At 62.0% G+C, this 7,088-nt stretch carries 6 protein-coding genes and 3 pseudogenes; 2 read left to right on the plus strand and 7 right to left on the minus strand.

The genetic code is table 11. From position 1 onward, the window contains the following. The first annotated feature begins 35 nt into the window (after positions 1 to 35). Together NW75_RS27565 and NW75_RS27570 are read left to right on the plus strand one after the other, a co-directional pair. Positions 36 to 596, plus strand: coding sequence for a membrane dipeptidase (locus NW75_RS27565; RefSeq protein ID WP_197057931.1), 561 nt, complete (start codon positions 36 to 38; stop codon positions 594 to 596). Further along, a complete protein-coding gene (locus NW75_RS27570) occupies positions 512 to 1,201 on the plus strand; it encodes a dipeptidase (RefSeq protein ID WP_197057932.1) in 690 nt (229 codons plus the stop codon). The genes NW75_RS27565 and NW75_RS27570 overlap by 85 nt, the downstream gene beginning before the upstream one ends. A 132-nt stretch (positions 1,202 to 1,333) precedes the next feature. Here the strand turns inward: NW75_RS27570 and NW75_RS21740 are convergent, their stop codons facing one another. The 7 genes and pseudogenes from NW75_RS21740 to NW75_RS24140 form a co-directional block, all read right to left on the minus strand. Then, positions 1,334 to 2,347, minus strand: coding sequence for an LLM class flavin-dependent oxidoreductase (locus tag NW75_RS21740; RefSeq protein WP_033967451.1), 1,014 nt, complete (start codon positions 2,345 to 2,347; stop codon positions 1,334 to 1,336). Continuing rightward, complete coding sequence (locus NW75_RS21745; RefSeq protein ID WP_033967452.1) at positions 2,347 to 3,255, minus strand: ATP-grasp domain-containing protein; 909 nt, start codon at positions 3,253 to 3,255, stop codon at positions 2,347 to 2,349. The genes NW75_RS21740 and NW75_RS21745 overlap by 1 nt, the downstream gene beginning before the upstream one ends. Before the next feature lie 462 nt (positions 3,256 to 3,717). After that, a pseudogene (locus NW75_RS21750) lies at positions 3,718 to 4,874 on the minus strand (IS3 family transposase). 203 nt (positions 4,875 to 5,077) lie between these two features. After that, positions 5,078 to 5,347 (minus strand): hypothetical protein, encoded by a 270-nt coding sequence (locus NW75_RS21760; protein WP_052192583.1) that lies wholly within the window; start codon positions 5,345 to 5,347, stop codon positions 5,078 to 5,080. Between the two features lie 41 nt (positions 5,348 to 5,388). Beyond that, positions 5,389 to 6,152 (minus strand): annotated as a pseudogene (locus tag NW75_RS21765) (IS6-like element IS6100 family transposase). Beyond that, positions 6,118 to 6,813 (minus strand): aminotransferase class IV, encoded by a 696-nt coding sequence (locus tag NW75_RS21770; protein ID WP_052192584.1) that lies wholly within the window; start codon positions 6,811 to 6,813, stop codon positions 6,118 to 6,120. The pseudogene NW75_RS21765 and the gene NW75_RS21770 overlap by 35 nt, the downstream one beginning before the upstream one ends. An 80-nt stretch (positions 6,814 to 6,893) precedes the next feature. Continuing rightward, positions 6,894 to 7,088: pseudogene (locus NW75_RS24140) on the minus strand (electron transfer flavoprotein subunit alpha/FixB family protein); the annotation flags it as partial.

Here is a 7,088-nt window from a genome sequence, read left to right on the forward strand (position 1 = left end):
GATGCGACACACCGTCCCGTTCCTGGCCGCCCTGCTTGCCGCCACCCCCCATCGCCGCGCAGACCATCGTGTTCGATCCGCATCTCGACCTGCCCAAGACGGCCGCGACGCCGGGCTGGAACGGCCTGAACGACCCGAGTTCCCAGTTCGACCTCGCACGCGCGCAAAGCGGCGGGTTGACCGCTGCCGCAATTGCCCTGTTCGTGGCACAGGGGCCGCGCGACCCCGCGTCGCTGGCAACCGCGCAGCGCGACGCGATCGCACGCGACGCGGCAATCCACGCCATCGCCGATGGCAACCCGACGCGCGCCGCGCTGGCCCGCTCGCCCGCCGACGTTCGACGCATCGTCGCCGGGCACCGCTTCGCCGTGGTCGAGAGCCTGCTCAATGCGTGGCCGGCGGGCGACGACCTCGACGCATTCGATCGCTGGTATGCGCGCGGCGTGCGGATCGTCGGTTTCGTCCACGCCGGGCACAATCAGTTTGCGGATTCCTCGCGCCTGCCTTGCAGTTGGGCGACAGAACGGCTGAGCATGGCGGGCTGTCGCCGCTCGGGCGGCAGGCGGTGCAGCGGCTCAACGATCTGGGCGTTCTGATCGACGTCTCGCAATTGTCGGACGCGGCGTTCGATCAGGTGCTGGCACTAAGCCGCGCACCGGTGATCGCCAGCCATTCGGACGTGCGTGCGCTTGTCGATACATCGCGCAACTTGAGCGATGCGCAGCTCGATGCGTTGAAAGCCAAGGGTGGCGTAATCGCGATCAATGCGTTCAGCGCCTATCTACATGCGCGCAGCCCGCAAACGACGGAAGCCGTCGCCAAGCTGCGCGCCGGATATGGGCTTTCCGAAAGCGGGAGCACGGTGCTCTCGCCCGAGCAGCAGGCGGACTATGACCGCCGCTACCACGAGATCGTCGGTGCCGAGCCCAGAGCGACGTTGCGCGAGTTGATCGACGCAGTGGATTATGCGGTCAAGCGCATCGGCATCGACCATGTCGCCTTGTCGTCGGACTTCAATCACGGCGGCGGCGTAACCGGATGGTCCGATGTCGGAGAGACGGCAAACGTCACTGCCGCGCTGAGACAGCGTGGCTACACCCCGGCGCAGATCGACCAGCTCTGGGGCGGCAATGTGCTGCGCGTCTGGCAAGCTGCGATCGATGCACGCAATCCTCGCTATCGGCTCGCGGCGAGCGGCTGATCCGCCGGGTCAGGGGCGATTTGCCTGCACCCGAACGTCCGATCACGCCGAAAATCTCACCGCGTTCGATCTACGGCGAGACGCCGTCCAACGCGGTGCCGGCGTTGCCGGGAAAGACGTCCATCAGTTCGATCACGGCGCCATCACCTGTGCCGCAAAGCGCTCCATTTCCTCGGCCTGCGGGCTCATCTGCAACAACAGCAAATCGAGGCCTGCCGCCTCATATTCAGCGATGCGTTCGCGCAATTGTTCGGGCGTGCCGACCAAATTGGGGCGCAGGCCGCGATTGGACACCGAATATTCCTGAATCTTCAATTCGCGCTCAAGCTGCGTGCCCGACAGCCACTGATCGAAATTGGCATAGCCGGCGGGCAGATCGGTCACCGTGGTGATCCGCTCCAACTCGCGTTTCGCCTCGGCCTCGCTATCTCGGACGATCGCATAGGCGGCCATGCCGTAGCGCATCGGTGCGCCACCGACCGCTTCGCGCCGCGCGGCCATGTCGGCGATCTTGGGCGCAATCGCAGTGACCGGATCGCCATGCATCACATAGGCATCGCACTGACGCGCGATCATCGCCTTGGCTTTCTCGCTTTCCCCACCGGCATAGACCGTTGGCCGCTTGGCGGGCTTGGGCGCGCAGATCGCGTCCCGGGTGCGGTAGAATTGCCCGTCGAAGCTGAACCGGTCCTGCGTCCACAGCCCTTCGACCACGTCGAGCCACTCGGAGGTGCGCGCATACCGATCGTCATGCTCGTCAAACTGCAGGCCATATTGCCGCGCTTCATCCGCCCACCAGGAGGAAACGACGTTCAGCGCCAGACGCCCGCCAGCAATTTGGTCAATATTTGCGGCGGCTTTGGCGAATAGCGCGGGATGGTGAAAGTTGGGACGCACCGCGACCATCAGCTCGATGCTCTGGGTAACTGCGGCGAGCGCCGCTGCGGTTGACCAGGCATCGAGCGCGGGCTGATCGATACCTTTGATATCGTTCAGATTGAGCTCGGCGATCAGCGTGAGGTCATAGCCGAGGAGTTCGGCCCGCTGGGTCAGGCGTCGGGTATAATCCCAACTCGCGTCCATGCCCTCGTCGGCGACGTTGCGCAGCCAGCCGCCGAACACCGGCGTCCAATATCCATAACGCATCAGCCTTTCGTCCCTTCGATGACCTGCACCAGATAGTCGACCAAGCGGTCGTGCGGATCCCAACCGAGGATGTCGAGCGGCTTCGCGACGAAATTGGACAGCGCATTAATATCATAAAAGCGCGGCGTGCCGTCGCGATCGTCGATCATCACCTCAATCCCGCCGACGTCGAGATCGACCGCGCGCGCGATCCGCTCCGCCGCGTCGCGCAAACCGGGGGCCGGGTCGGCCGAAACCATCGGGATCGGCGCGCCCGGAATTTGGCATGCGTCGGCCGGGCACAAATCGAACACTCCGCCCCCCGCGATATCAAGGGCATAGAGATAGCGGCGGTCCAGCGTTTCGATCCGCGTGACCGTACCATCCCGCGCGGGCACGAAATCCTGGACGAGCAGAACCCCGTCGATGCTCGTCGGCAACAATCCATCCACGATCGCCGCGCGCAATTGATCGAGCGTATCGTACCGCGCAATCCCCGCGCCCGAGCCCCCGATATTGGCCTTTACGACGAGCGGGAAAGCGAGCGAAGCGGCCGCCGCCTCGACGTCGCTGACGCGGTGAACAATGCGCGTTTCGGGAATGGCGAGCCCCAGCCCGGCGATCAGCGAAAGCTGGCGTGCCTTGGACGAATCGATTGCCAGCACATCCGGCCCGTTAACGATCCGCGCACCGGCGCGGTGCCAGTGGTCAAGCAGCGCCGCCGCATAAAAGATGGGATGTTCGTCGCTGCGCAAAAAGCTGGACATTGCGATACGGTTGAACACCACATGCCCCGGAACGCGGCGATCGCCGGGGTCGAAATGCCCATCGGGCTTGAGGGTGACATAGTCGATTCCGCGCCGATCAAGCGCGTCGAACAGCGGCGTGAACCAGGCGGGGTGTTCGTACAGCAGGGCAAGGTCTGTCATGGCAACTCTGACGGTCTCGGTTCTGAAGGCGTGGAAAAGCCGCGCCTGCCACGACCGCGACGGTACCGCCACCGATGATCGCTATCGCCCGGCCAAGCGGCGGTTTACGGTCTCACCACCTCACTCACCACGAAAGAAGCTGTTCTTGGCTGCGCTAAGGGTTTCGCTGCGTTGCAATCCCTATCCTTTTGAAGGACATTAAGCGCAAGCCTTTTCACCGGCCGCACGGAACAACGCATCCGCATGAATCGAACGTCCCTCGCGCTCCTTCCCCAGCATCAGGCGCTCTTTCGAAAGTCCGGCAATGGATTTTGCGTCTGCCGCGATGCCCGCCCCTTCCCCCCCGATCCGGACCGAACCTGCACCCGAACCTAAGGGTCGGACAGTCCGCAAGCGTCCACCCTTAGTGTCGCAAGGGAGAGTTACATGATCTGAGCTGCTGCCGGTCCCATGGACACCAAGTTAGGCTACATGAGCCTGCTTCTCGAAGTCCATGGGGCTGAGATAGCCCAAGGTCGAGTGCCTGCGCGTGGGATTGTAGAAGCGTTCGATGTAATCGAACACGTCCTGCCTTGCCTGATTGCGCGTGCGGTAGGTTTTGCGCGCGATCCGTTCGGTCTTCAGCGAGGAGAAGAAGCTCTCCATCGCCGCGTTGTCCCAGACGTTGCCGGACCGGCTCATCGAGCAGGTGACGCCATTGTCGGCCATCAGTCGCTGGAACTGCTCGCTGGTATATTGGCTGCCCTGGTCGGAGTGATGCAGCAGCGCATCGGGCTTGCCGCGCCGCCAGATCGCCATGACCAGCGCATCGGTGACGAGCTGCGCCGTCATCGTGTCGCTCATCGACCAGCCGACCACCCGCCGCGAGAACAGATCGATCACTGCGGCCGCGTACAGCCATCCTTCGGCGGTCCAGATGTAGGTGAAGTCGGCCACCCACTTCTGGTTCGGCGCGTCGGCGCTGAACTGCCGATCGAGCACGTTGCCCGCGATGACCGAGCGTTCGCCATGATCCTTGGGCAGACCGCGGCGCCTAGGCCGCGCCATCAGGCCGTGCATCCGCATCAGCCGTTCGACACGATGCAGGCCGCATGAAAGGCCTTCGGCCAAGAGATCGTGCCAGACGCGACGCGCGCCATAGGTTCGGTAGCTGGAGATGAAGCTGGCGCGGATCTTCCCTGCATACGCTTCGTCGCTCAGCGACCGGGCGCTTGGCGCGCGTACGAGCCAGGCGTGGAAACCACTGCGCGAGACATCGAGCGCCCCGCAAAGCCACGACACCGGCCAGATCCCTCGATGCTTTGCGATGAACCCGAACTTCATATCGAGTCCCTGGCAAAGTAGGCCGCGGCTTTTTTTTTTTTTTTTAGGATGTCACGTTCGGCCTTCATCCGGGCCAACTCGCGGCGTAGCCGCTCAATCTCCTGCTGCTCGGGCTTCATCTGACCGTTGCCCGGAAACGCCGACTGGGGATCAGCTTCCGCTTCGCGGACCCATTTGCGCAGCACGTTCTCGTGCAGGTCCAGATCGCGCGCGGCCTGCGCTACCGCCACGCCGCGATCTCGGACCAACTTCACCGCCTCGAGCTTGAACTCTCGGCTGAACTTCCGTCGTTGCATCTACACCCTCCGGTTCCGAAAACACCTTATCTTGGTGTCCACGAAACCGGCAGCAGCTCAGCCTGGCCATGCGGAACGATGCCTTCACGGACGCCGAACTCGTGCTGCTGCGCGCGCGCAACTGGAACATCGGCGACATCGTCAACCAGCAGATCGTCTGGCGGCCCTGAGATTGCGTCGCGGACCGTTGCCTGTCCGCCCCCTCACTCCGGCGGAGCGGAGTGGCCGAGCTCAATCGCCTTTTTGCGCTGGGCTGAAGTCAGCGCTTTCCAGATACGATGGATGTTGCGCCGGGGCATTGCCCCAAGATCGGTAACATAGCTCGACTTATCGAGCCGCACCTTGAAGAACGTGGGGTCGTGATCGATCGCGTTGGCTTGCAATCGCCAGAACACGACATTCGCGAATTTTGGCGTCAGCGATTTATGAAGCCTGTAGTAAGTGAGCGCATTCGAAAGGAGGCTCTGTTGCAAAGATTGGCGGCAGTCAGAGGTAGGCTGTCGCTCTGCGCCGATCAGGCGGCTGCTGCGAAATGGTGGTTGAGCATGCCCATGGCCTCCGTCAGCGCCGAGGGCCCAATGCCAAAAGCTCTCTCCACAAGGCGCACCTCGCCCTGATGCCGGGCTGCAGGCACCAGGGGCGAGCCTGTCCTTTGCGCAGGGCTCGCATGACTTCGAATCCCTTGATCGTGGCATAGGCCGTGGGGATCGATTTGAAACCGCGCACCGGCTTGATCAGTATCTTGAGCTTTCCGTGATCGGCCTCGATCACGTTATTGAGATACTTCACCTGCCGGTGGGCCGTCTCCCGGTCCAGCTTTCCTTCGCGCTTCAATTCGGTGATCGCTGCACCATAGCTCGGCGCTTTGTCGGTATTGAGCGTGGCAGGCTTTTCCCAGTGCTTCAGGCCTCGCAGGGCCTTGCCCAGGAACCGCTTCGCTGCCTTGGCGCTGCGGGTCGGCGACAGGTAGAAATCGATCGTGTCGCCCCGCTTGTCGACTGCCCGGTACAGGTAGGTCCACTTGCCCCGCACCTTGACGTAGGTTTCATCCAGGCGCCAGCTCGGATCAAAGCCACGCCGCCAGAACCAGCGCAGCCGCTTCTCCATCTCCGGGGCGTAGCACTGGACCCAGCGATAGATCGTCGTATGGTCGACCGAAATGCCGCGTTCCGCCAGCATTTCCTCAAGGTCGCGATAGCTGATCGGATAGCGACAATACCAGCGCACCGCCCACAGGATCACATCACCCTGGAAATGGCGCCACTTGAAATCCGTCATCGTTCCGTCCGTCCAATCTCCGCCAAGCATGCTCAAGCTTCACGATTTTTGCAACAGAGCCCGCGCGAGTAATGCCATGCAGTAGGGCGTTTGAGAGGTCCCGCGTAATCAGAATGCCATCCTTGGTGATGATGTGGAAATTCGCTGAACCTGACTCCGTTATGAGGCCATCCTCCACGAAAAGCACATCATCATAGCCTTCGCGCAACGCCTCCATCTTGGCCATTGACGAGTAGAGAAGCTGTACCGTTTTGATCTGCCGGTGAGCCCATCGCCCATCAGGTGCTGTCTTCATTGTGATGCCACGTTCCCAGCCAGGGTTAGCCAGGATGGTGCGCGGCTGCGTGAACATCACGATCGTCGGACGGAGGCCATCGGTGTAGATAAAATTGCGGTCTTCCGCGCCACGGGAAATCTGCAAATAGACTAAGCCATGCGTAATGCCATTCCGGCGCGCGATCTCCTGGTGCAAAGCCAAGAGTTCACCTTCCGCGACCGGCATCGGAATTCCGAGCGTTTCGAGCGAGCGTTTCAGTCGATCGGTGTGGCCCTTGAAATCGATCAACTTGCCGTCAGCAACGGCAGTTACCTCATATATCGCATCCGCAAAAGAAATCCGCGATCGAAGATCGAGATCGTTGCTGCCGTCTCGTCCAGCCATTGGCCGTTGACGAACACTGTCCTGCCCATTGTGCGCGTTCCTGTCATTTCGTTGGAAAAAAAATTGTGGGGCAGTCGCGGTTAGCCAATTGCCTTTTGCAGCTCCGGTAGGACCTCAAAGAGATCCCCCGACAAGGCCGTAGTCCGCTACTTGGAAGATCGGCGCCTCCTCGTCCTTGTTGATCGCGACGATCACCTTCGAGTCCTTCATGCCGGCAAGGTGCTGGATCGCGCCGGAAATACCGCAAGCGATGTAGAGCTGCGGAGCGACGACCT

Source organism: Sphingomonas sp. Ant H11 (assembly GCF_000797515.1).
In the GTDB taxonomy this organism is placed as follows: domain Bacteria; phylum Pseudomonadota; class Alphaproteobacteria; order Sphingomonadales; family Sphingomonadaceae; genus Sphingomonas.

Coding starts and splice junctions, on each gene's coding strand:
- NW75_RS21770 (WP_052192584.1), bottom strand. CDS start 6,813: ATGGCTGGACGAGACGGCAGCAACGATCTCGATCTTCGATCGCGGATT.
- NW75_RS21745 (WP_033967452.1), bottom strand. CDS start 3,255: ATGACAGACCTTGCCCTGCTGTACGAACACCCCGCCTGGTTCACGCCG.
- NW75_RS21740 (WP_033967451.1), bottom strand. CDS start 2,347: ATGCGTTATGGATATTGGACGCCGGTGTTCGGCGGCTGGCTGCGCAAC.